This window comes from Saccharopolyspora rosea (genome assembly GCF_025643595.1).
Taxonomy (GTDB): Bacteria; Actinomycetota; Actinomycetes; order Mycobacteriales; family Pseudonocardiaceae; genus Saccharopolyspora; species Saccharopolyspora rosea.
This window is the reverse complement of sequence record NZ_CP102826.1, coordinates 4,753,926-4,777,486: the sequence shown is the minus strand read 5'-3', so window position 1 is coordinate 4,777,486 and position 23,561 is coordinate 4,753,926. Positions and strand designations below refer to the sequence as shown.

Sequence of the window (23,561 nt, the reverse complement as noted above, 5' to 3'; positions counted from 1 at the left end):
GAGTCAGCGGTCCAGGACCCCGAAGTTGACCACGACGAACATGACCAACCCGAACGCCGCGAGCAGGAGGACAACGGCCGCGACAGCACCACCGACGACCTTGAGCGCGAGAACCAGGAATCTCTTCATTCTGTTCAGTGCAGCCATCCGTACTTCTCCGGATTTTCCAACGCCCAGAATATCCCGAGCATCATCAGCCCGTATGCCGCGAAAAACAGCACCACGACAACCGCGACGGCGATCAGGGCCATCTTCACGATTCGTTTGATCATCCCGTCGCCTTCATCTCGTTGGACCTGCCGTGCACGTCGAAGTCCTTCGCTTTGCCGGTGGTGTTCAGGTAGGCGGCGTCAGCTTGTTCGATGTGCGTGAGGGGTGGGATCGGTCCATCGAAATCCCTGCGGTGCTCGCTCGGCGTACCGAAGTCGTAGCGCTTCTTGACTTCGACGTGGTAGGTGATCTCGCCGCCCTGTTTCTCTCCTACAAGGCGATACTGGAAGTGGTTGAGCGCGTAGTACCAGTCGAGATTGCCTCTGGTGTCGTCGTCCAGGTTCGGCGCCGTGCTGGTCCATGCGGTGGAAAAAGTCCCATCTGGCTGGGAGCGGATATTGGACAGTGTCCCGTCCACGTCGCGTTTGAACTGCGGAATGTCGTTCAGCATGGCCGCAGGATTGACTTCGTACGGCTCTCCGGTTGCGCTCAGGTAGTGTTCCGTGAGGTTCGCTGCATTGTCCCAGCGGTTGTGGCGCGCCCAGAGGATCCCACCTCTGAGTTTCTGTTCCGTGACCTCATCCCCATCGGTCCACGTGCTGTCGTGCTTGGTGTCGCGGTTCTCGGTTTCGAAGTTGTCGGTCGTGCCGAAGATGACCTTGAGGCTGTAGGTCATCTCGTCGTCGATGTCCGCCGCCGCGTCGAGCACCGCCTTGACCCGCTTGCCGAACTCGGTGGCCGCCGCGGCCTGCTCGGGGCTCATCGGGCCTCGGGCTGCGGGCATGACCGCCCAAGTGCCCTCGCCGTTGTCCGCGACGATGTTGAGCCCGTGTTCGCCTGCCTCCCGGGTGATGGTGCCGAGTTCGTCCCGGAGCCCTTTCAGCTGGTTGCTCTTCTCCTCGATGAAGGTCCGTGCGCTCTCGACTTCCTTCATCACCGCCGCGATGTCGTCGAGGATGCGTCGGCACTTCTGCTTGGCGGCATCCGCGGCGGCGCCGCGCCAGTGGCCCTCCTGCAGGGGTTCGAGCACCTTGTCGGCGAAGAACGCGTGGTACTCCAGGAAGTTGTTGTGCACGTCGTTCCACGCGTTGGCGAACTCGGCCAGGCGTTCGGCCCTCAGCAGGGTCAGCGCGGTGAGATCGACCATGGCTACCCCCGTCACCAGCCGAAAAGCTGCTCGATGATGCTCTTCTCGGTGCCCTCGTAGTCGTCGGCGCATTCCCGGAAAGCGTCCGTCACTTCGGAGAGCCGGTCGACGAGGAGGTCAGCCAGGTCCTCCCAGCGGCTCTGCATCTCGGAAATGCTGTCCACGAATCCCCATCCGGAAGCCGCGTCGCGCACGGCGTCCCACTCCTCGCCCACGACGTCCTTCTGCTGCTCCAGGACTTCCGAGGTTTCCTCGCAGTGGTCGGCCCAGGTCCGCAGTTGTTGCGGCTTGACAGAAAGGTCCGCTCCGCCGTCGCCCACGCAAGTCCCCCGTTTCCGTGCGTCAACCGCTCCGCGCCGTTCGGGAACGGTACCGAAGGAGCCCGGCGCGGGTGGCCGGATTCGGCGGAATCACGCCGGGTGGCCGGTCCGGCGCCCGCCATGACGGCGCGTGTCGTGCGCGCACGTAGGGTGGAGGCGTGGCCGATCCGTCGACCTACCGCCCAGCACCCGGCACGATCCCGGACGCCCCCGGCGTCTACCGGTTCCACGACGCCGCAGGGCGCGTGATCTACGTCGGGAAAGCGAAGAGCCTGCGCAGCCGGTTGTCCTCGTACTTCGCCGACCTCGCCGGGTTGCACCCGCGCACCCGGCAGATGGTCACCACCGCCACCGGGGTGGAGTGGACGGTGGTCGGCACCGAGGTCGAGGCGTTGCAGCTGGAGTACTCCTGGATCAAGGAGTTCGATCCCAAGTTCAACGTCCGGTACCGCGACGACAAGTCCTACCCGGTGCTCGCGGTGACGCTCGACGAGGAGTTCCCGCGGCTGCACGTCTACCGGGGCCCGCGCCGCAAGGGCGTGCGCTACTTCGGGCCGTACGCGCACGCGTGGGCCATCCGCGAGACGTTGGACCTGCTGTTGCGCGTGTTCCCGGCGCGCACCTGCTCCGGCGGGGTGTTCAAGCGGCACTCCCAGATCGGCCGCCCGTGCCTGCTCGGCTACATCGGCAAGTGCTCGGCGCCGTGCGTGGGGCGGGTCGACGCCGAGGAGCACCGGGGCATCGTCCAGGACTTCTGCGACTTCCTGGCCGGGCACACCGACCAGTTGATGCGCAAGCTCGACCGGGAGATGCGCGAGGCGTCCGAACAGCTGGAGTTCGAGCGGGCCGCGCGGTTGCGCGACGACCTGGAGGCGCTGCGCCGCGCCATGGAGAAGCAGGCCGTGGTGCTCGGCGACGGCACCGACGCCGACGTGGTGGCCTTCGCCGAGGACGAGCTGGCCGCCGCCGTGCAGGTGTTCCACATCCGCGGCGGCCGGGTGCGCGGTCAGCGCGGCTGGGTCATCGACAAGGTCGAGGAGACCGACACCGCCGCTCTCACCTCGCGGTTCCTCACGCAGTTCTACGGCGAGCAGGCGTCCCTGGCCGACCAGGCCGACGCGGGCGGCACCCCGGTGCCGCGCGAGGTGCTGGTGCCGATGCTGCCCGACGACGCGGACACCATCGCCGGGTGGCTCGGCGACCTGCGCGGCAGCCGCGTGCAGCTGCGGGTGCCGCAGCGGGGCGACAAGCGGGCGCTGCTGGAGACCGTGGAGCGCAACGCCAAGGAGGCGTTCCAGCAGTACAAGCTGCGCCGCGCCGGTGACCTGACCGCCCGCTCGGCGGCGCTGCAGGAGCTGCAGGAGGCGCTGGCGCTGGACAGCGCGCCGCTGCGGATCGAATGCGTCGACGTCAGCCACGTGCAGGGCAGCGACGTGGTCGCCTCGCTGGTGGTGTTCGAGGACGGGGTGCCGCGCAAGTCCGAGTACCGCCGCTTCGCGATCCGGGAGGGCGCCGAGGGCGGCGACGTCGGCTCGATCGCCGAGGTCGTGCGCCGCCGGTTCGCCCGCTACCTCGCCGAGTCCGGCGCCACGCCGGAGGGCGTGCAGCCGGACGCCACCACCGGTTCGGCGATCGATCCGGAGACCGGTCGTCCCCGCAAGTTCGCCTACCCGCCGAACCTGCTGGTGATCGACGGCGGCGCGCCGCAGGCCAACGCCGCCGCGGACGCGCTCGCCGAGCTGGGCATCACCGACGTCGCGGTGATCGGCCTGGCCAAGCGGCTGGAGGAGGTGTGGCTGCCCGCCGACCCCGATCCGGTGATCCTGGCCCGCACCAGCGAGGCGCTGTACCTGCTGCAACGGGTCCGCGACGAGGCGCACCGGTTCGCCATCAGCTACCACCGCACGAAGCGTTCCAAGCGCATGACAAGCTCCACATTGGACTCCATCCCGGGGTTGGGCGAGACGCGGCGCGCGGCGCTGCTCAAGCACTTCGGCTCGGTGCGCAAGCTCCGGCAGGCCGCCGTCGACGAGATCGCCGCCGTCCCCGGGATCGGACGCCGCACCGCCGAAACCGTGCATTCGGCGCTGGCGGCGGAAGGGGGACCCGGGCGCGGCCCGGGCGACGACACCCGCGAGGGTGCGCAAGAGCGCTGAAGGGGAGAGTCAGTGAGCGAGGAGCAGTCGGGCATCGAGGTCGCGGTGGTCAGCGGCCTGTCCGGTGCGGGACGCAGTACGGCGGCCAAGTGCCTGGAGGACCTGGGCTGGTTCGTGGTGGACAACCTGCCGCCCGAGCTGATCGCGACCATGGTGGAGCTGGGGGCGCGCTCCAGCGGTGCGATCACCCGGGTCGCGGTGGTGATGGACGTGCGCAGCCGCGCGTTCACCGAGGACCTGGGCGCGGTGATCAAGGACCTGGACGCGCGCGGCTACAAGCCGAAGGTGCTGTTCCTGGAGGCCACCGACGAGGTGCTGATCCGCCGGTTCGAACAGGTGCGGCGCGGCCACCCGTTGCAGGGCGAGGGACGGCTGGCCGACGGCATCGCCGCGGAGCGGTCCCTGCTGTCCCGGCTGCGGTCCGAGGCCGACCTGGTGCTGGACACCACCGGCCTGTCGGTGCACCAGCTGCGGTCGAAGATCGAGGACGCGTTCGGCACCGAGGCGAGCACCCGAACCCGCGTCACCGTGCTGTCGTTCGGCTACAAGTACGGCCTGCCGATGGACGCCGACCTGGTCATGGACTGCCGGTTCCTGCCCAACCCGTTCTGGATCCCGGAGCTGCGCGAGTTCAACGGCCTCGACGACGAGGTCCGCAACTACGTGCTCGGCCAGGAGGGCGCCGAGGAGTTCCTGCAGAGCTACCAGCAGTTGCTGCGACTGGTCGGTGCCGGTTACCACCGGGAGGGCAAGCGGTACCTGACGCTGGCGCTGGGCTGCACCGGCGGCAAGCACCGCAGCGTGGCGCTGGCCGAGGAGCTGGCCCGCCGCCTCGCCGACGACGACGGGATGATGGTCAAGACGGTGCACCGGGACCTGGGGCGCGAGTGAGTACGGGAGACGACGACGGCCCGCTGCGCGCGGTGGCGCTCGGCGGCGGGCACGGGTTGCAGGCGACGTTGGCGGCGCTGCGCCGCATCACCCCGGACGTCACGGCGGTGGTGACGGTCGCCGACGACGGCGGGTCGTCGGGGCGGCTGCGCCGCGAACTGGGCATGTTGCCGCCCGGTGACCTGCGAGGCGCTGGCCGCGCTGGCGGCCGAGGACGACGACGGCCGGCTGTGGTCGACGCTGTTCGAGCACCGCTTCGGCGGCAACGGCGCGCTGGCCGGGCACGCGATCGGCAACCTCGTGCTGGCCGGGCTGCTGGACGTGCTCGGCGATCCCGTCGCGGTGCTCGACCACGCGTGCCGGCTGCTGGGCGTGCGCGGCCGGGTGCTGCCGATGTCGACGCGTCCGCTGGACATGGAGGCCGACGTCGTCGGTCTGGACTCGGACCCGGACGCGGTCCGCACGATCCGGGGACAGGTCGCCATCGCGAGTACGCCCGGTCGGGTGAAACAGGTGAGGTTGGACGCGATCGGCGCGGATCACCCGGGCGCCTGTCCGGAAGCGGTCCGGGCGGTCCGGGACGCCGATCTGGTGCTGCTCGGTCCGGGCTCGTGGTTCACCAGCGTGCTGCCCCACCTGCTGGTCCCGGACTTGCACGAGGCCCTGGTGACCACCCGGGCCCGCCGCTTCGTCGTGCTCAACCTCGTCCCACAACCGGGGGAAACGGCGGGTTTCTCACCGGAACAGCACCTCGACGTACTCTCGCAGCACGCACCCCGGCTGCGGGTGGACGCGGTGCTGGCGGACGCCGGCTCGGTGCCGACCCCTGATCGTCTTCGCGCTGCGGCCACCGGTCTGGGTGCCCAGACTCTGCTCGACAGAGTGGCCGACCCGGCGCTGCCGGGGCGGCACGACCCGGAGGCGCTGGCGGCGAGCCTGAGGGCCGCACTGGAAGGGAGGACGGACCGGTGGCGATGACCGCGGCGGTCAAGGACGAGTTGAGTCGGTTGTCGGTGACCAAGACGTGCTGCCGACGGGCTGAGGTTTCCTCGTTGCTGCGGTTCGCCGGGGGTCTGCACATCGTCGCCGGACGCGTCGTGGTGGAGGCCGAACTGGACAGCGGCTCCACGGCCCGGCGGCTGCGCCGGGAGGTCCACGAGCTGTTCGGGCACCACTCCGACGTGCACGTGATCACCTCCGGCGGGCTGCGCCGCGGCACCCGGTACGTGGTGCGCGTGGTCAAGGACGGCGAGAGCCTCGCCCGCCAGACGGGACTGCTCGACCCGCGCGGCCGGCCGGTGCGCGGCCTGCCCGCGCACGTGGTCTCCGGCGGCGCCTGCGACTCCGAGGCGGCCTGGCGCGGCGCGTTCCTGGCGCACGGCTCGCTGACCGAACCCGGCCGGTCGTCGTCGATGGAGGTCACCTGCCCCGGACCGGAGGCGGCGTTGGCGCTGGTCGGCGCGGCGCGTCGGATCGGTGTGCAGGCCAAGTCCCGCGAGGTGCGCGGCGCGGACCGGGTCGTGGTGCGCGACGGCGACGCGATCGGGGCGCTGCTGACCCGCCTCGGCGCGCACTCCAGCGTCCTGGCGTGGGAGGAGCGCCGGATGCGGCGGGAAGTGCGCGCCACCGCCAACCGGCTGGCGAACTTCGACGACGCCAACCTGCGCCGCTCGGCCCGCGCGGCGGTCGCCGCCGCGGCCCGCGTGGAGCGCGCGCTGGAGCTGCTCGGTTCGTCCGCGCCGGAACACCTGAGCGTGGCCGGGCGGCTGCGCCTGTCGCACCGCCAGGCGTCCCTGGAGGAGCTCGGCCAGCTCGCCGACCCGCCGATGACCAAGGACGCGGTGGCCGGGCGCATCCGGCGGCTGCTGGCCATGGCCGACAAGCGCGCCCGCGAACTCGGCGTCCCCGACACGGAATCGGCCGTCACCCCGGAAATGCTCGAAGTGGACGCTTGACACGGCGATCCCGCGCCGCGGCGAGTTCTTCGCGACGATGCGCGGGCTTTTCGCGACGAACTCGCCGAACCCGGGGCGCCGAACCGGTGCAGAGATGGCGATCACGCGGCCGCGCCAACCGGAACTTCCCGTGGTGCGAGGGGGAATCGGGGTCGGTGTGGACCGTGGTCGCGGGGGTCGCGTCCCGGGGCGCGGAACGAGCGCCGATCTGCTTCGCCCGCCCGCGCGCGGGGCGCTGCGCGGCAGATAGGGTGGTCACGAGACCATCAACCTCACCCGCCGCATCGCCGGTCGGGTCAGTCACGAGGAGAGATCGGCGTGACCGTTCGCGTAGGCATCAACGGCTTCGGTCGGATCGGGCGGAACTTCTGGCGGGCGGCGACCGCCAGTGATCACGACATCGAGATCGTGGCCGCCAACGACCTGGGCGATGTCGCGACCATGGCCCACCTGCTGAAGTACGACAGCATCCTCGGACGCGTGGACCAGGAAGTGAAGGTCACCGGTGAGGGCATCGAGGTGGGCGGCAAGCTCATCAAGATCCTCGCCGAGCGCGACCCGGGCAAGCTGCCGTGGGGTGAGCTGGGCGTGGACGTCGTCGTGGAGTCCACCGGCTTCTTCACCAAGGCCGAGGACGCCCGCAAGCACGTGGACGAGGGCGGCGCCAAGAAGGTGATCATCTCCGCCCCGGCCAAGGGCGAGGACCTCACCGTGGTGCTCGGCGTCAACGACGACAGTACGACGACGGCTCCCAGACCATCATCTCCAACGCCTCCTGCACCACCAACTGCCTGGCGCCGATGGCCAAGGTGCTCAACGACGCCTTCGGCATCGAGCAGGGCTTGATGACGACCGTGCACGCCTACACGGCCGACCAGAACCTGCAGGACGGTCCGCACAAGGACCTGCGCCGCGCCCGCGCCGCCGCCGTCAACGTGGTCCCGACGAGCACCGGTGCGGCCAAGGCCATCGGCCTGGTGCTGCCGGAGCTCAACGGCAAGCTGGACGGCTTCGCGATGCGCGTGCCGGTGCCGACCGGTTCGGTCACCGACCTGACCGCCACGGTTTCCAAGAGCGCCAGCGTCGAGGCGATCAACGACGCCTTCCGCGCCGCTGCCGCCGAGGGCCGCTCAAGGGCGTCCTGCGCTACAGCGAGGACCCGATCGTCTCCAGCGACATCGTCAACGACCCGCACTCGACGATCTTCGACTCGCCGCTGACCAAGGTCATCGGCAACCAGGTCAAGATCGTCGGCTGGTACGACAACGAGTGGGGCTACTCCAACCGCCTGGTCGACGTCGTCGCCAAGGTCGGCAAGAAGCTGTCCTGAGTCCGAAGGAGACCCGCACGAACCGCTTCCGGCCGGTTCGTGCGGGTCGTTCCGTAGTAGAGACAGGAGCAGACAGACCGTGAAGAACCTCGACGATCTGCTGTCCGAGGGCGTTCGGGGGCGGCGGGTCCTGGTGCGCGCCGACCTCAACGTGCCGCTGGACGGCGACCGGATCACCGACGACGGCCGGGTGCGCGCGTCCCTGCCGACCCTGCGGAAGCTGACCGAGGCAGGCGCGCGGGTCGTCGTCACGGCCCACCTGGGGCGTCCGAAGGGCGCACCGGACCCGCAGTACTCGCTGGCGCCGGTGGCGCGGCGGCTCGGCGAACTGCTCGGCACCGAGGTGCCGCTGGCCGGCGACCTGGTCGGCGAGTCGGCGAAGTCGGTGGTGGCCGGGCAAGCGGACGGCTCCGTGGCGCTGCTGGAGAACGTCCGCTTCGACGCCCGCGAGACCAGCAAGGACGACGCCGAGCGCGCCGCCCTCGCCGACGAGCTGGCCGCCCTGGTCGGCCCGGACGCCGCGTTCGTCTCCGACGGTTTCGGCGTGGTGCACCGCAAGCAGGCGTCGGTCTACGACGTCGCCAAGCGGCTGCCCGCCTTCGCCGGGGGACTCGTGCTCGCCGAGGTCGAGGTGCTGCGCACCCTGACCGGTGACCCGAAGCGGCCCTACGCGGTGGTGCTGGGCGGTTCGAAGGTCTCCGACAAGCTCGGCGTCATCACCGCGCTGCTGCCCAAGGTCGACAAGCTGCTCATCGGCGGCGGCATGGCCTACACGTTCCTCGCGGCGCAGGGCCACGACGTCGGCAAGTCGTTGCTGCAGTCCGACCAGCTCGACAACACCAGGCAGCTGCTCGCCGAGCACGGCGACAAGCTGGTGCTGCCGGTCGACGTCGTGGTCGCCGACCGGTTCGCCGCCGACGCGGACACGCGGACCGTCGGCGCGGCCGAGATCCCGGCCGACTGGATGGGCCTGGACATCGGCCCGCGCAGCGTCGAGCTGTTCGCCGGGATCCTGCGCGGCGCCGCGACGGTGTTCTGGAACGGCCCGGCCGGCGTGTTCGAGTTCCCCGCGTTCGCCGAGGGCACCCGGGGCGTCGCGCAGGCGATCGTCGACTCCGACTCGTTCAGCGTGGTCGGTGGCGGCGACTCGGCCGCCGCGGTGCGCACCCTGGGCCTGCCCGAGGACGGGTTCTCGCACATCTCGACCGGCGGCGGGGCGTCGCTGGAGTACCTGGAGGGCAAGGACCTGCCCGGGGTCGCCGTCCTGGAGGGTGAGCGCTGATGGCCAGGCAGCCGCTGATCGCCGGCAACTGGAAGATGAACCTGAACCACCTGGAGGCCATCGCCCTGGTGCAGAAGGTCGCCTTCGCGCTGCCGGAGAAGTACTTCGCCAAGGTCGAGGTGGCGGTGCTGCCGCCGTTCACCGACATCCGCAGCGTGCAGACGCTGATCGACGGCGACAACCTGCTGCTCAAGTACGGTGCCCAGGACATCTCCGAGCACGACTCCGGCGCCTACACCGGGGACGTGTCCGGTCCGATGCTGGCCAAGCTGGGCTGCACCTACGTCGTGGTGGGCCACTCGGAGCGGCGGGAGTACCACGCCGAGACCGACGAGGTCGTCAACAAGAAGGTGCGGGCCACCCTCAAGCACGGCATGACGCCGATCCTGTGCGTGGGCGAGCAGCTGGACGTGCGCGAGGCGGGCAACCACGTCGAGCACTGCACCACCCAGCTGATCAACGCGCTCAAGGGTCTCAAGGCCGAGCAGGTGCGGCAGGTCGTGGTGGCCTACGAGCCGGTCTGGGCGATCGGCACCGGCAAGGTCGCCACGGCCGCGGACGCCCAGGAGGTCTGCGGGGCGGTGCGCGGGGCCCTGGCCGACAAGTACGGCCAGGAGATCGCCGACGAGGTCCGCGTCCTCTACGGCGGCTCGGTCAAATCGAGCAACATCGGTGAGTTGATCGGGCAGGCCGACGTGGACGGCGCCCTGGTCGGCGGCGCGAGCCTCAACGGCGACGAGTTCGCCAAGCTCAGCGCCATGGCCGCGGGCGGCCCGCTGCCCTGACCCGGGGAGCCGGGCCGCGGTGGATCGCGCGGTGTCGCGCGGAAATTGGCAAAACCGTGGCCCGGTTCACCCGGTCGGTCGAGCCCGGGGACGTGTCGCGGACCCGGCCGCCGGGTGAGGTGGGCGTTGTGAGACGGTCGCTTCGGGCGTTCGGGTGGACGGTGGTCAACTCGCTGTCGGCGGCCCGGTACTCTAGGTTGCGAACCGCTGTGCGAACGAGGACGTGATGACTCTTTTCCTGCAGATCATGCTGATCGTGTTGAGCGTGCTGCTCGTCCTGCTGGTGCTGCTGCACCGGGCCAAGGGCGGAGGGCTCTCCTCGCTGTTCGGCGGCGGTATGCAGTCCAGCCTGGCCGGGTCGAGCGTTGCGGAGAAGAACCTGGACCGGATGACGCTGTTCGTCATCGCGTTGTGGGTCATCTGCATCATCGGCATCGGCCTGCTGATCAAACTCGGTTGACCGGCGAACCACGTCGGTCGGCCCAGGGCCGCTTGGTGGGTGAGGTTGGATGACTGGTGGGAACGCCATTCGCGGCACTCGCGTCGGGTCGGGACCGGCGATCAGCGAGTCGGAGCGGGGGGAGACCGCCCCGCGCAAGCGCGTGGACTACTGGTGCGCGAACGGTCACCGCGCGCGGCCGTCGTTCGCGGTCGACGCCGAGGTGCCGGAGGAGTGGGACTGCCCGCGCTGCGGACTGCCTGCGGGGCTCGACCCGCAGAACCCGCCCGCGGCGCGGCGCAACGAGCCGTACAAGAGCCACCTGGCCTACGTCAAGGAGCGGCGCAGCGACGCCGACGGCATGGCCATCCTGGAGGAGGCGCTGACGAAGCTCAAGGAACGCCAGGGCCGCTGAAAGCCCGTCTTCGAACTCGTCGTGGGCGGAGAAAGCGGCTGGCGCCGCTTGCAGCTCCCCGCCGAGCAGGTTCGAAGACAGGCGCTGGGTGAGGCGCACCGCATCGGAACCGGGCAGGCACGACGCCTGCCCGGTTCCTGCTCTTCTCAGCCCATGTCGACCTCGCCGAGGCCGGCGAGCATGTGCCGGAGCACCCGGACCGTCGCCGCGACCTCGTCCTCGGTCAGGTCGCCGCCCACCTGTCCCATCGCCTCCTGCTCGTGCCGCAGTACGGCGTTGATCGCCTCGCGGCCGGAGTCGGTGGGTTCCACGAGCGACGACCGGCGGTGCGCCGGGTTCGGCTTGAGCGCGACGTGGCCGCCCTCCAGCGCCTCGTTGACCATGCGCTGCACGAACTGGCGGCTCAGGGCCAGATCGCGGGCCATCCGCGGCACGGCGGCGGCTTCGCCGGTGCGGACCAGGTACTCCAGCACGGCGCGGACGCCGATGGGCAGGCCCGGCGGGGCCTGCTGCTCGACCAGCCGGCCCACGCGGCGGTAGAGCGGCCCGATCACCGCGTAGACGTCGGCCAGGCGCGTTCCCAGTTCCTCCGGCGGCAGGACTCTCTTGTCAACCACGGTGTCATTATGACAACCTGATTGTCATGATGGAACAGTTGATCGTGCCCGTTCCGAACGGACATCTGCGCGTTGAGCGCGGCGGCGAGGGGCCGCCGGTGGTGCTGTTGCACTCGGGCCTGACCTCGGCCGGGATGTGGGACCCGCAGCTCGACGCCCTCGCCGCCGAGCACACCGTGATCCGCTACGACGCCCGCTCGCACGGCCGGTCCAGCACCGCGCACGCCGACTACCGCAACGACGAGGACCTGCTCGTCGTGCTCGACCACCTGGGGATCGGTTCCGCGTCGCTGGTCGGCAACTCGATGGGCGGCGCGACGGCCGCGGCCTTCGCACTGGAGCACCCGGACCGCGTCGACAGGGTCGTGCTGGCCGGGGCGGGGGTTGCGGGCCTGGAGTTCCGCGACGAGTTCCTGCTCGGCGAGTACCGCAGGATGGACGCGGCGAAGGAGGCCATGGACGCCGACGCGTTCGTCGAGGCGTTCCTGCGCTTCGGCGTCGACGGACCGCACCGGCAACCGTCCGAAGTGGACCCGGTGGTGCGCGAGAAGTGCCGCCTGCTCGCGATGGAGACGGTGCTGGCCCACCACACCGCCACGGGGACCATGCGCTCCCCCGACGTGCTGGCGAACCTGGAGCGCATCGAGGCCCCGACCCTGGTCCTCATGGGCGAGCTGGAGCTGTCCGACCTGTGGCGGTTCGCCCGCGAGGCGCAGCGGCGGATGCCGAACGCCCGGCTGGAATCGGTGGCCGACTGCGGGCACATGGTGAACCTGGAGCGACCCGAGCTGTTCAACGCGCTCGTCCTGGAGCACCTGGTGCGCTGAGCGCCTTGCCGGGCATCGCCGAAGTTGTGGCGTTGGTCGCGGCGGGGGAGTCCGCACCGCGTCCGACCGGTTACGCTCGCGGCCCGATCCGGCTGGAGGGAGTGCGACATGGGACTGGCGACGGCCGACCTGGCGGACCGGGAGGGCCCGGACGTTCGCAGCTGCGACGTGCAGTTCCGCGACTTCGGCGGGCGCCGCGCGTTCTCCGGGCGGATCCGCACGGTGACCTGCTTCCAGGACAACGCGCTGCTCAAGAAGATCCTCTCCGAACCCGGTGAGGGGCAGGTCCTGGTCATCGACGGCGGCGGGTCGGTGCACACCGCGCTCGTCGGCGACCTCATCGCCGAGCTGGGGCGTTCGCACGGCTGGAGCGGCATCGTCGTCAACGGCGCGGTCCGCGACTCGGCGGTGCTGGCCGAGCTGGACTTCGGCGTGAAGGCGCTGGGCACCAACCCGCGCAAGAGCAGCAAGACCGGCGCGGGCACCGTCGACGAGGTGGTCGAACTCGGCGGCGTCCGCTTCGTCCCCGGCGAGTACGTGGTCGCCGACTCCGACGGCGTCGTGGTCGTCGCCGAACTCTGATCCGCCCGCGCCCTGCCGGTCTCGGTGGGGCGCGGTTTTCCGCTCGAACCCGTCCTCGGCGCCATGTCCGGGCTGTTGGTATACGACTGTATACAACGGTGTACCGTGATGGCAGGCAGACGACGGTCCAGGAGGTGCGCGATGGGTGAGGACGAGCGGTTCGACGTCGTGGTGGTGGGTGGCGGCAATGCCGGGTTCTGCGCCGCGCACGCTGCGGCGGAGCGCGGGGCCGCGGTGGTGCTGCTGGAGAAGGCTCCGGCAGCGGAGGCGGGCGGCAACTCCTTCTACACCGCCGGAGCCTTCCGGTTCGCCTTCGACCGCTTCGCCGACATCGCGGACCTGCTGGAACCGGACGAGCGGCACGCCGACTCGGTGGTGCCCGACTACCCGGAGAGCGCCTTCGAGCACGACATGCGCCGGATCACCGACGGCCGGTGCGACCCGGTGCTGACCAACGTGCTCGTGTCCCGCTCCGCCGACACCGTGCGGTGGCTGGCGGGCAAGGGCGTGCGGTGGCGCCTGATGTACGAGCGGCAGGCGTACCTGTCGGGCGGGAAGTGGGTGTTCTCCGGCGGTCTGTTCGTCGGCGCCGTCGGCGGCGGCAAGGGCCTCGTCGCGCGGCACACCGAGGCCGCGCGGCGCGCGGGCGTGGTGATCCGCTACGGCGCGGAGGTCACCGCGCTGCACACCTCCGGCGAGCGCGGCGTCACCTACCGCACCGCCGACGGTGCCGAGCACCGGATCGGCGCCGGTGCCGTGGTGCTGGCGGCGGGCGGGTTCGAGGCGGATCCGCGCCGCCGCGCCGAACACCTCGGCCCGGGGTGGGAACGCGCGCTCGTGCGGGGCACGCCCACCAACACCGGTGACGTCCTGGACCTGGCGCTGGCCGCCGGGGCGGCCTCGCACGGCGACTGGGGTTCGTGCCACAGCGTGGCGTGGGACGCCGATGCGAGCCCGACCGGCGGGAACCGGGAGCTGACCAACCAGCTGACCCGGCAGAGCTACCCGATCGGCATCGTCGTCAACGTCGACGGGCAGCGGTTCGTCGACGAGGGCGCGGACTTCCGCAACTACACCTACGCCCGCTACGGCCGGGAGATCCTGCGCCAGCCGCGCGGCCTGGCGTTCCAGCTGTTCGACGCGAAGACCCGGCCGCTGCTGCGCGCGGAGGAGTACGACTCGCAGCCCATCGCCGGGGCGCGGGCCGATTCGCCGGAGGAGCTGGCGCGACTGCTGGGCATCGATCCCGCCGGTCTGCGGCGCACCGTCGAGGAGTTCAACGAGTCCATCGTGGACGCTCCGTTCGACCCGGCGGTGCAGGACGGGCGGGCCGCCCGCGTCCGGCCGCCGAAGTCGAACTGGGCGCTGCAACTGGACACCCCGCCCTACTACGGCTACGCCGTCGGTTGCGGCATCACCTTCACCTTCGGCGGAGTGCGCGTCGACGAGTCCGCGCGGGTGCTGGACACGGCCGGGAACCCGATCCGCGGCCTGTACGCGGCGGGCGAGATGGTCGGCGGGCTGTTCTCCGGCAACTACCCGGGTGGCAGCGGACTGACCTCCGGCGCGGTGTTCGGCCGCCTGGCCGGCGCCGGAGCGGCGCAGGCATGAGGACCGTCGGTGCGGGGCTCTAGGGTGCTCGCCCGTGACCGAATCCTCGCACCTCGCCGCGACAGCGGACGCCTACGACGCGGTGGCCGTCCGGTACGCCGAATTCGCCCGCGACGAGCTCGCCGGTCTCCCGCTGGACCGCGCGGTGCTCGCCGCCTTCGCCGAGCTCGCGCGGACCACCGGTGCCGGGCCCGTCGCCGAGCTGGGCTGCGGGCCCGGGCGCGTCACCGCGCACCTGCGCGACCTGGGCTTGGACGTCTTCGGGGTCGACCTGTCGCCGGTGATGATCGACCTCGCCCGCCAGGCGCACCCGGACCTGCGGTTCGAGGTCGGCTCGATGGACTCCCTGGACCTGGCCGACGGCGAGCTGCACGGCATCGTGTCCTGGTACTCGGTCATCCACATCCCACCGCGGGAGTTGCCCGCGTACTTCACCGAGTTCCGGCGGGTGCTCGCGCCCGGCGGCCACCTCCTGCTCGCCTTCTTCGAGTCGGAAGGCGGGCCGGTCGCGGCGTTCGACCACGCGGTGGCGACCGCCTACCGGTGGCCGATCGACGACCTCGCGGGACTGGCGGACGAGGCCGGGTTCGTCGAAGTCGGCCGGATGCTGCGCGAGCCGCGCGAGCAGGAGCGGTTCCGCCGGGGGCACCTGCTGGTGCGACTCGGGTGACCGGCCGCCGGTGGAGCGGGCGGGCACCGCCGTGCACGTGGAATTTCACCGGCGCCACCCAGGAGTATGCTCGCCGCGGAATCCCGGGGAGGGGCCGCACTGTCCGAGGTGTACGACCGGCTGCGGGCCGAGATCGTCGCCGGCGAGTTCGACGCCGGGGTGCCGTTGGTCGAGCTGTCGTTGGCCGAGCGCTACGGGGTCAGCCGCACGCCGGTGCGGGAGGCGCTGCGGCGCCTGGAACAGGACGGCCTGGTCGAGCGGGGCGAGCGCGGGATGCGGGTGCGCACCCGCAGTCCCGAGGAGATCCTGGAGATCTACGAGGTGCGGATCTCGCTGGAGGCGACCGCCGCCTGGGCCGCCGCGCAGCGGCGCACCGACTTCGACCTGGTCCGGCTGCGTCGCGCGCAGGACGCGATGGCCGCCACCGCCGCCGACGACCCGCCCGCCATGGCCGCGGCCAACCGCGCCGTGCACGAGGCGATCTGGGCGGCCGGCCACAACGGCACCGTCGTCGACCTGCTGTCCCGGCTGAACAACCACCTCACCCGCTACCCGGCGACCACCCTGTCGGTGCCGGGCCGCTGGGCCGAGGCGCTCGACGAGCACGAGGCGATCATCGCCGCGATCGAGCAGCGCGACGCCGAACGGGCGCACGACCTCGCCCGCGACCACATGACCAAGGCGCGCGAACTGCGCCTGCGGATCTACCGGGACGAATCGGCGTAGTGCTCGGCCACCACGCGCCGCATCGCCTCGGCGGCGTTGGTGGTCAGCGAGGTGGCGCGGAAGAAGATGTCGCCGTCCACGCCCGGATGGCGGCGGTTGAGCGACAGGTGCGCGGACAGCTCACCGGGATCGGTCCACCCCTGTCCGCCGACCTTGTACGCGGCCTGTCCGATGTAGAGGTCCACATCGGACCCCGCCACGGTGTCCGACCACCAGGGCACCAGCGCAGCGTAGTCGGCGGCGGGGTGGCCGATCTGCCAGTACAGCTGCGGGGCGATGTAGTCGACCCAGCCCTGCCGGACCCACTTGCGGGTGTCGGCGTAGATGGCCGAGTAGGACTCCATGCCCCGGGTGTTCGACCCGGCCGGGTCGCTGGTGGCGTTGCGCCAGATGCCGAACGGGCTGATCCCGAACCGCGCACCCGGCCGCGCCGCGTGCACCCGTCCGTCCAATTCGGACACCAGCAGGTCGGTGTTGTGCCTGCGCCAGTCCTCGATGGTGCGGAAACCCGTGCCGTAGCGGCGGAAGGTCTCCTGGTCGGGCAGTTGCTCGCCGCCGGCGGGGTAGGGGTAGAAGAAGTCGTCGAGGTGCACGCCGTCGACGTCGTAGCGGTGCACCGCGTCCATGATCGCGTCCTCCACGAACCGGCGCGCCGCCGGGACGCCCGGGTCGTAGTACAGCTTGCCGCCGTACCGGAACGTCCACTCCGGGTGCATGCGCGCCGGGTGGTCGGGCACCAGCTCGGCCGGGTCGGACACACCGATCCGGTACGGGTTGAACCAGGCGTGGAACCGCAGGCCGCGCCGGTGCGCCTCGTCGACGAGGAACCGCATCGGGTCGTAACCCGGATCGCGGCCCTGGGTGCCGGTCAGCAGCCGCGACCAGGGTTCGTACCGGGACGGCCAGAACGCGTCGGCGTTCGGCCGGACCTGCACGAACACCGCGTTGAGCCGGTGCTCGACGGCTTGGTCGAGCAACCTGCGGTACTCGGCCTGCTGCTGCTCGACCGCCAGCCCCGGCCGGGTCGGCCAGTCCATGTTCTGCACGGTCGCGATCCACTCGCCGCGCATCGCGGTGTGCCGGTCGGGGGCCGCCGCGCCGGGCTCACCGACCAGCCCCAGCAGCAGCGCGACGGATGCCAGCGCCAGGCACAGCAGGTCCGCGCGCAGCCGGTGCCACCGTGGTTCCCGGGTCATGCGGCCTCGCCTCCCTCGATGATCTCGCCGCGCCACAGGCTACGAGGAGTCCCGGCGGGACGGTGACGGCGGTCACCTCATCGGGGGTGTCGGAACCGCGGGGAAAGGCGCCGCGGCGCTCCGAGCTCGGACCAGCGCGGCCCCGGACACGACCGTGCCGGGCGCCTCCGCGGAGACGCCCGGCACGGGAGGACCGGTCAGGCCGGTGTCGGGATGGCTCCGGCCGCCGAGCGGTCCAGCAGCCAGAGGGTGCGGTCGCGGCCGCGGGCTCCGGCGGCCGGGATGTCGACCGGGTCGGCGCCGCCGAGGGCGGCGGCCACCGGCTCGGCCTTGGCGGCACCGGTGGTCATCAGCCAGACCTCGGAGGCCGCGCGGATCGCGGGCAGTGTCAGCGAGATCCGCGTGGGCGGCGGCTTCGGGCAGTCGTGCACCCCGACCACGGTGCGCGCGGCCTCCCGGACGTACGGCGTGTCCGGGAACAGCGAGGCGGTGTGGCCCTCCTCGCCGACGCCCAGCAGCAGGACGTCGAAGCGCGGCACCGCGACGTCCGTGGCGTGCTGCGCCGTGGTCGCCAGGACCTCGGCGTAGTGCGCCGCAGCGGCGTCCGCGTCGTCGCCGAACTTGCCGTCCGAAGGGGCCATCGGGTGCACCCGCCCGGGGTCGACGTCGACGTGGTCGAGCAGCGCCTCGCGGGCCTGGGTCTCGTTGCGCTCCGGGTCGCCGTCCGGCAGGAACCGCTCGTCGCCCCAGTAGAACTCGACCTTCGACCAGTTCACCGCGTCCCGCGCGGCCGAAGCGCGGACCTGCTCCAGCACGCCGATCCCGGTGCGTCCGCCGGTGAGCACCACCGAAGCGACCCCGTGGGCGGCCTGGGCGTCGACCAGCCTGGTGATCAGGCGGGCGGCCGCCGCCGCGGCCAGCACCTCGGAGCCGTCGTGCACGACGACATCGGCAGCGCTCATGACTCCGCCTCCGCCGCCTCCGGCTCCTGCTCGGTTTCCGGCTCACCGCGCAGGATCTTGCCGAGGCCGCGCAACGTCGCCTCGTAGATCTCGTCGGCGTCGAGGCGGCGCAGCTCCTCGGCGAGGCAGTCGCGCACCTCGCGGCGTTGCAGCGCCACCCGGCGGTCCGGCTGGCCCGGCTGGGTCAGCATGCCGACCTTGCCGTCGGGGCGGACGATCTCGATGTTGCCGGAGGGGCGCTCCAGCACCGCCGAGACGATGCCCGGACCGCGCGGGTGGTCCAGCCGCTGCACCGGGATGTCCAGGTACTCGGCCAGCCAGGCGGCCAGCAGGTCGGTGGACGGCGAATCGGCGGCGCCGGACACCGTGGCGGCGGTGACGCCCTCGTAGGGCGGCAGGTCCATCGCCGCGGCGAGCATCGCGCGCCACGACGTCAACCGGGTCCACGCCAGATCCGTGTCTCCGTCCACGTAGGACTCGACGCGGTCCTGGAGGGCGCGGATCGGGTCCTCCTCGGCGGCGGCGTCGGTGATGCGGCGGTGCGACAGCGCGCCGATCGGATCCTTGGCCGGGCACTCCGGCGCGTCGCTGGGCCACCAGGCCACCACCGGTGCGTCCGGCAGCAGCAGCGGCACGACGGACCCGGCACCCTCGTCGGCCAGCGGCCCGTACAGCCGCAGCACGACCACCTCGGAGGCGCCCGCGTCCCCGCCGATGCGGATCTGGGCGTCCAGCCGCGGTGCGGCCTCCCGGGCTCCCCGAGCCACCACGATGACCCGGCACGGGTGCTCCCGGCTGGCTGGCGTCGTTGGCGGCCTGGATGGACTTCTCGACCTCGGTGCCGTCACCGGTGACGATCACCAGGGTGAGCACCCGGCCGAGCGCGACGGCGCCACCGGTCTCCCGCAGTTCGACGAGTTTCTTGTTGACCTGCGACGTGGTGGTGGACGGCAGATCGATGATCACGGTCGCCTCCAGGCGCGTCCGGTGCGGGCCATCATGGCGTCGGCCGATCCCGGCCCCCACGTCCCGGCCTTGTACGGCTCGGGCTTGCCGCGGGAGGCCCAGTGGTCCAGCACCGGGTCGAGGATCTTCCAGGACAGTTCGACTTCTTCGTTGACCGGGAACAGCGACGGCTCGCCGAGCAGCACGTCGAGGATCAGCCGCTCGTAGGCCTCCGGGGACGACTCGGTGAACGCGTGCCCGTAGCCGAAGTCCATGGTCACGTCGCGCACCTCCATCGAGGTGCCCGGCACCTTCGCGCCGAACCGCATCGTCACGCCCTCGTCCGGCTGCACCCGGATGACCAGCGCGTTCTGCCCGAGCTCGTCGGTCATGGTGCTGTCGAACGGCAGGTGCGGTGCCCGCTTGAACACCACCGCGATCTCGGTGACGCGACGGCCCAGCCGCTTGCCGGTGCGCAGGAAGAACGGCACCCCGGCCCAGCGGCGGCTCTCCACCTCCAGGGTGATCGCCGCGTAGGTCTCGGTGATCGAGTCGGACGCGAAGCCGCCCTCCTCGTGCAACCCGGGCACCAGCGAGCCGCCCTGCCAACCGCCGGAGTACTGCCCCCGCGCGGTCGTCTTGTCGAACGGCCCGACGGGCTTGGTCGCCGACAGCACCTTGCGCTTCTCCGCGCGCAGGTCCTTCGGCGAGAACGAGACCGGCTCCTCCATCGCGGTCAGCGCGAGCAGCTGCAGCAGGTGGTTCTGGATCACGTCGCGCGCCGCGCCGATGCCGTCGTAGTAGCCGGCGCGACCGCCCAGGCCGATGTCCTCGGCCATGGTGATCTGCACGTGGTCGACGTAGTGGGCGTTCCAGATCGGCTCGAACAGCTGGTTCGCGAAGCGCAGCGCCAGGATGTTCTGCACCGTCTCCTTGCCGAGGTAGTGGTCGATGCGGAACACCGACTCCTCGGGGAAGACCTCGTTGACGATCCGGTTCAGCTCCTTGGCGCTGGCCAGGTCGTGGCCGAACGGCTTCTCCACCACGACGCGCCGCCAGCTGTCCTCGGACTGGTCGGTCAGCCCGGACCGGGACAGCTGCTTGAGCACGGTGGGGAACGCCGACGGCGGCACCGACAGGTAGAAGGCGTGGTTGCCGCCGGTGCCGCGCTCGGCGTCGAGCTCCTTGACGGTGTCGGCGAGCCGGTCGAACGCGGCGTCGTCGTCGAACGAGCCGGGCACGAACCGGAAGCCCTCGGCCAGCCGGTCCCACACGGTCTGCCGGAACGGGGTCCGCGCGTGCTCCTTGACCGCGTCGTAGACGACCTGCCCGAAGTCCTGGTCGGCCCAGTCGCGCCGGGCGAAGCCGGTGAGCGCGAAACCCGGCGGCAGCAGGCCGCGGTTGGCCAGGTCGTAGATCGCCGGCATCAGCTTCTTGCGGGACAGATCGCCGGTGACGCCGAAGATCGTCAGCCCGCACGGGCCGGCGATCCGCGGCAGCCGCTTGTCCCGCGCGTCCCGCAGCGGGTTGTGCCAGTGGTGCGAATTCACGCCTCGTCCTCCTGCGCGTGGTCGGGGTGCAGCGCCTGCACGGCCTTGACCAGCTCGACCAGGCCCGCCGCGCGGTCGGTCAGGTGCAGCCGCAGGACCGGGCGGTTGCGGTCGGCCAGCACCTGGCCGTCGCCGAGCGCCTGCGCGCGCTGCAGACCGGCCAGCGTGTACGGCCGGTCCGGCACCTCCAGGTCCTCGCCAGGAGCACCGGTGATCTGCAGGAAGATCCCGTTCTGGTGGCCGCCCTTGTGGTACTGGCCGGTGGAGTGCAGGAAGCGCGGTCCCCAGCCGAACGTGGTCTGCAGCCCGGTGCGGCGCGCCAGCTCCTGGCGCAGCACGGCCGTCGAGGCGTCGTCCAGCCGGTCCAGGTACGCCTGGATCGCCAGGTAACCGCCGGTCGGGGCGGTCGCCAGGAACGCGCGCAGCGCCTCGGACACGGTCGCCACGCCCGCGGTCAGCCAGTCACCGGAGGGGTGCACCTCGATCGAACCGTCGACCAGCGCCGGGGTCGCGGCGGGCCCGCCCGCCGGACCGTCCAGCAGTGCCCGCGCGGCCTGCTTGGCGGCCTCCACGTCGGGCTGGTCGAACGGGTTGATGCCCAGCAGCCGACCGGCCAGCGCGGTGGCGAACTCCCACAGCAGGAACATCCCGCCCAGCGCGCCGGTGGTGCTGATCCGCGCGCCCGACACGGCCGGGCCGATCGCGACGGTGGTGGCGTCCTCGCCGGCGTCGGAGAACCCGGCGGCGTCCGGGCCCTCGACGACCACCGGCAGCAGGCCGGTGCCGTTCTTGCCGGTGGACTCGGCGATCAGCTGCTCCACCCAGTCGCCGAACCCGGTGATGCCCGAACCGGTGTCGGCGAACACGACCTTCTCGGCGCCCTTCGCGTGCGCGGCGCCCAGCGCCGCGGCCAGCCGCAGGGCCGGGTTGGACTCGTCGTCGGCGCGCAGCCGGTCGAACACCGCGGCCGCGTCGTCCAGCAGCGCCGCCACGTCCGCACCGGCCAGCCCGGCGGGCACCAGGCCGAACGCGGTCAGCGCCGAGTAGCGACCGCCGACGTGCGGGTCGGCGGTGAACACCTTGCGGTAACCGGCTTCGTGGGCCGCGGTCTCCATCGGAGAGCCGGGATCGGTGACCACGATGATGCGGCTCACAGGATCGATTCCGTGCTCGCGGAAAGCCTTCTCGAAGATGCGGCGGTGGCTGTCGGTCTCGACCGTCGTCCCGGACTTCGAGGACACGACCACCACGGTGCGCCGCAGGTCACCGGACAGCGCGTCGGCGACCTGGCCGGGGTCGGTGGTGTCGAGCACGACCAGCGGAACCCCGGCGGTCGCGGTGATCACCTCCGGGGCCAGGGACGAACCGCCCATCCCGGCCAGCACCACGCGGTCCAGGCCCTCGGCGCGCAGTTCAGCGCGCAGGGCGTCGATCTCGGCCAGCAGCGGGCGGGAGCTGTCGTGCAGCGTGGTCCAGGACAACCGGATCGACGCCTCGCCACGCGCGTCGTCGCCCCACAGCGTCGGGTCCTGGGCGGCGAGCTTGCCGGCAACCTCGTCGGCGGCCAGTCGATCGACCAGCGGTCGTGCTTCGGCCGCCAGCGCCACATCGGAAATGTCGACGGAAGTTTCGGTTGCCATGTAATTCCTTCAGCGCTCGATGGATGGGCTCTCTTCGAGGCCGGCTTCGAGCGCGGTCCGTGGTCTGCCACCGCAGACCGGGTCCGAAGACGACCTCACCGAACCTTCGGTGGTGCGACCACAGTGTCGCCCATCCGGGCCGGTGCACGCAGCGATGTGCACCGGCCCGGACGGAAATCGCGGGGAGGTCCCCGTGGTTACTCGGCCTGGCCGAGCTGCTGGCCGACGGTGTCCAGCAGTTCTTCCCAGGACTTCTCGAACTTCTCGACGCCCTCGCGCTCCAGCACGGCGAACACGTCGTCCAGGTCGATGCCGAGCCCGGCCAGGTCGTCGAAGACCTGCTGCGCCTCGGCGGCGGTGCCGCTGACCCGGTCGCCGCGCACGTCGGCGTGGTCGGCGGTGGCGAACAGGGTGGCCTCCGGCATGGTGTTGACCGTGTTCGGGGCGACCAGCTCGTCGACGTAGCGGGTGTCGGAGTAGGCCGGGTCCTTCACGCCGGTGGACGCCCACAGCGGGCGCTGCGGCTTGGCACCGGCGGCCGCCAGCGCCTTCCACCGGTCGGAGGAGAAGACCTCCTGGTAGGCGGCGTAGGCCAGGCGGGCGTTGGCGATCGCGGCCTTGCCGCGCAGCTGCTCGCCACCGTCGATCTTCTCCAGCCGCTTGTCGATCTCGGTGTCCACCCGGGACACGAAGAACGACGCGACCGACGCGATCGAGCTGATGTCGTGGCCGTTGGCCTTGGCCTGCTCCAGGCCCGCCAGGTAGGCGTCCATCACGTCGCGGTAGCGCTGCACCGAGAAGATCAGCGTGACGTTGACGCTCACGCCCTCGGCCAGCGCCCGGGTGATGGCCGGCAGCCCCTCGACGGTGGCCGGGATCTTGACCATCAGGTTCGGCCGGTCCACTGCCTTCCACAGGTCCAGGGCCTCGGCGACGGTGCGCTCGGTGTCGTGCGCCAGCCGCGGGTCGACCTCCAGCGACACCCGGCCGTCCAGGCCACCGGTGGCCTCGTGCACGTTGCGGAAGATGTCCGCGGCGTCGCGCACGTCGGCGGTGGTCAGCTCGCGGACGGTGTCGTCGACGCTGGCGCCGCGGGCCGCCAGTTCGCGGACCTTGGCGTCGTAGTCGGCGGCGTTGGAGATCGCCTTGGCGAAGATCGTCGGGTTGCTGGTGACGCCGACGACCGCGTAGTCGCTGATCAGCTCGGCGAGGTTGCCGGAGTCGATCCGCTGCCGGGACAGGTCGTCCAGCCAGATCGACACCCCGGCCTCGCTCAGCGCGGTGAGGTTCGGGTTGGTGGTCACG

At 71.5% G+C, this 23,561-nt stretch carries 22 protein-coding genes and 3 pseudogenes; 14 read left to right on the top strand and 11 right to left on the bottom strand.

The annotated features are described in order from the left end of the window. Positions 1 to 3: 3 nt before the first annotated feature. From NV263_RS22100 to NV263_RS22085, 4 genes are read right to left on the bottom strand one after another with little or no spacing between them, the layout of a single operon-like run. Positions 4 to 129 (bottom strand): hypothetical protein, encoded by a 126-nt coding sequence (locus NV263_RS22100; protein WP_263248540.1) that lies wholly within the window; start codon positions 127 to 129, stop codon positions 4 to 6. 5 nt (positions 130 to 134) lie between these two features. Then, a complete protein-coding gene (locus NV263_RS22095; RefSeq protein ID WP_263248539.1) occupies positions 135 to 257 on the bottom strand; it encodes a hypothetical protein in 123 nt (40 codons plus the stop codon). Between the two features lie 11 nt (positions 258 to 268). Then, entirely contained in the window at positions 269 to 1,357 is a 1,089-nt protein-coding gene (locus tag NV263_RS22090) for a hypothetical protein (RefSeq protein WP_263248538.1), read from the bottom strand. An 11-nt stretch (positions 1,358 to 1,368) separates the two neighbouring features. After that, the gene (locus NV263_RS22085) at positions 1,369 to 1,677 is read right to left on the bottom strand and encodes a type VII secretion target (protein ID WP_263248537.1); all 309 of its coding nucleotides are present in this window, start codon (positions 1,675 to 1,677) and stop codon (positions 1,369 to 1,371) included. A gap of 158 nt (positions 1,678 to 1,835) precedes the next feature. Between NV263_RS22085 and uvrC the strand changes: the two genes are divergently transcribed. The 9 genes and pseudogenes from uvrC to NV263_RS22040 all read left to right on the top strand — a co-directional run bounded on the left by uvrC (position 1,836) and on the right by NV263_RS22040 (position 10,930). Next, on the top strand, positions 1,836 to 3,833 hold the full coding sequence (gene uvrC / locus NV263_RS22080; RefSeq protein ID WP_263248536.1) for an excinuclease ABC subunit UvrC: 1,998 nt from the start codon (positions 1,836 to 1,838) through the stop codon (positions 3,831 to 3,833). 12 nt (positions 3,834 to 3,845) lie between these two features. Then, positions 3,846 to 4,724 (top strand): RNase adapter RapZ, encoded by an 879-nt coding sequence (rapZ, locus tag NV263_RS22075; protein WP_263248535.1) that lies wholly within the window; start codon positions 3,846 to 3,848, stop codon positions 4,722 to 4,724. Between the two features lie 23 nt (positions 4,725 to 4,747). Further along, positions 4,748 to 5,702, top strand: a pseudogene (locus NV263_RS22070) (gluconeogenesis factor YvcK family protein). Next, positions 5,693 to 6,679: a DNA-binding protein WhiA gene (gene whiA, locus NV263_RS22065; RefSeq protein WP_263248534.1), complete on the top strand. Its 987-nt coding sequence runs from the start codon at positions 5,693 to 5,695 to the stop codon at positions 6,677 to 6,679. The pseudogene NV263_RS22070 and the gene whiA overlap by 10 nt, the downstream one beginning before the upstream one ends. Before the next feature lie 318 nt (positions 6,680 to 6,997). Further along, positions 6,998 to 8,009: pseudogene (gene gap / locus NV263_RS22060) on the top strand (type I glyceraldehyde-3-phosphate dehydrogenase). 79 nt (positions 8,010 to 8,088) lie between these two features. After that, positions 8,089 to 9,291 carry a phosphoglycerate kinase gene (locus NV263_RS22055; RefSeq protein ID WP_263248533.1) on the top strand — a complete coding sequence of 401 codons (1,203 nt, stop codon included), beginning with the start codon at positions 8,089 to 8,091 and terminating at the stop codon, positions 9,289 to 9,291. After that, a complete protein-coding gene (gene tpiA / locus NV263_RS22050) occupies positions 9,291 to 10,076 on the top strand; it encodes a triose-phosphate isomerase (RefSeq protein ID WP_263248532.1) in 786 nt (261 codons plus the stop codon). The genes NV263_RS22055 and tpiA overlap by 1 nt, the downstream gene beginning before the upstream one ends. Positions 10,077 to 10,302: 226 nt before the next feature. Further along, positions 10,303 to 10,536 (top strand): preprotein translocase subunit SecG, encoded by a 234-nt coding sequence (gene secG / locus NV263_RS22045; RefSeq protein ID WP_263248531.1) that lies wholly within the window; start codon positions 10,303 to 10,305, stop codon positions 10,534 to 10,536. Positions 10,537 to 10,585: 49 nt separating this feature from the next. After that, complete coding sequence (locus tag NV263_RS22040) at positions 10,586 to 10,930, top strand: RNA polymerase-binding protein RbpA (RefSeq protein WP_263248530.1); 345 nt, start codon at positions 10,586 to 10,588, stop codon at positions 10,928 to 10,930. Between the two features lie 146 nt (positions 10,931 to 11,076). On the opposite strand, the gene NV263_RS22035 is transcribed toward NV263_RS22040, so the two are convergent. After that, complete coding sequence (locus NV263_RS22035; protein ID WP_263248529.1) at positions 11,077 to 11,547, bottom strand: MarR family winged helix-turn-helix transcriptional regulator; 471 nt, start codon at positions 11,545 to 11,547, stop codon at positions 11,077 to 11,079. A gap of 26 nt (positions 11,548 to 11,573) precedes the next feature. On the opposite strand from NV263_RS22035, the gene NV263_RS22030 reads away from it, so the two are divergent. The 5 genes from NV263_RS22030 to NV263_RS22010 all read left to right on the top strand — a co-directional run bounded on the left by NV263_RS22030 (position 11,574) and on the right by NV263_RS22010 (position 15,963). Continuing rightward, positions 11,574 to 12,374: an alpha/beta fold hydrolase gene (locus tag NV263_RS22030; RefSeq protein WP_263248528.1), complete on the top strand. Its 801-nt coding sequence runs from the start codon at positions 11,574 to 11,576 to the stop codon at positions 12,372 to 12,374. Between the two features lie 108 nt (positions 12,375 to 12,482). Then, a complete protein-coding gene (gene rraA, locus NV263_RS22025) occupies positions 12,483 to 12,956 on the top strand; it encodes a ribonuclease E activity regulator RraA (RefSeq protein ID WP_263248527.1) in 474 nt (157 codons plus the stop codon). Positions 12,957 to 13,097: 141 nt separating this feature from the next. Beyond that, entirely contained in the window at positions 13,098 to 14,567 is a 1,470-nt protein-coding gene (tcuA, locus tag NV263_RS22020; protein ID WP_263248526.1) for an FAD-dependent tricarballylate dehydrogenase TcuA, read from the top strand. Between the two features lie 34 nt (positions 14,568 to 14,601). After that, on the top strand, positions 14,602 to 15,237 hold the full coding sequence (locus tag NV263_RS22015; RefSeq protein ID WP_263248525.1) for a class I SAM-dependent methyltransferase: 636 nt from the start codon (positions 14,602 to 14,604) through the stop codon (positions 15,235 to 15,237). A gap of 66 nt (positions 15,238 to 15,303) precedes the next feature. Further along, positions 15,304 to 15,963 (top strand): GntR family transcriptional regulator, encoded by a 660-nt coding sequence (locus NV263_RS22010; RefSeq protein WP_263248524.1) that lies wholly within the window; start codon positions 15,304 to 15,306, stop codon positions 15,961 to 15,963. On the opposite strand, the gene NV263_RS22005 is transcribed toward NV263_RS22010, so the two are convergent. From NV263_RS22005 to tal, 6 genes and pseudogenes are all read right to left on the bottom strand, one after another. Further along, the gene (locus NV263_RS22005) at positions 15,942 to 17,159 is read right to left on the bottom strand and encodes a glycoside hydrolase family 10 protein (protein ID WP_263248523.1); all 1,218 of its coding nucleotides are present in this window, start codon (positions 17,157 to 17,159) and stop codon (positions 15,942 to 15,944) included. The two genes, NV263_RS22010 and NV263_RS22005, sit on opposite strands and share 22 nt — an antisense overlap. A gap of 197 nt (positions 17,160 to 17,356) precedes the next feature. After that, positions 17,357 to 18,121, bottom strand: a complete 765-nt coding sequence (gene pgl, locus NV263_RS22000) for a 6-phosphogluconolactonase (RefSeq protein ID WP_263248522.1) — start codon at positions 18,119 to 18,121, stop codon at positions 17,357 to 17,359. After that, positions 18,118 to 19,087: pseudogene (opcA, locus tag NV263_RS21995) on the bottom strand (glucose-6-phosphate dehydrogenase assembly protein OpcA). Before opcA ends, pgl begins: the two are co-directional and overlap by 4 nt. Then, positions 19,084 to 20,616, bottom strand: coding sequence for a glucose-6-phosphate dehydrogenase (gene zwf / locus NV263_RS21990; protein ID WP_263248521.1), 1,533 nt, complete (start codon positions 20,614 to 20,616; stop codon positions 19,084 to 19,086). Before zwf ends, opcA begins: the two are co-directional and overlap by 4 nt. Beyond that, positions 20,613 to 22,256, bottom strand: coding sequence for a glucose-6-phosphate isomerase (locus NV263_RS21985; protein ID WP_263248520.1), 1,644 nt, complete (start codon positions 22,254 to 22,256; stop codon positions 20,613 to 20,615). Before NV263_RS21985 ends, zwf begins: the two co-directional genes overlap by 4 nt. Positions 22,257 to 22,453: 197 nt before the next feature. Further along, complete coding sequence (gene tal / locus NV263_RS21980) at positions 22,454 to 23,560, bottom strand: transaldolase (RefSeq protein ID WP_263248519.1); 1,107 nt, start codon at positions 23,558 to 23,560, stop codon at positions 22,454 to 22,456. Between the last annotated feature and the right edge of the window lies 1 nt (position 23,561).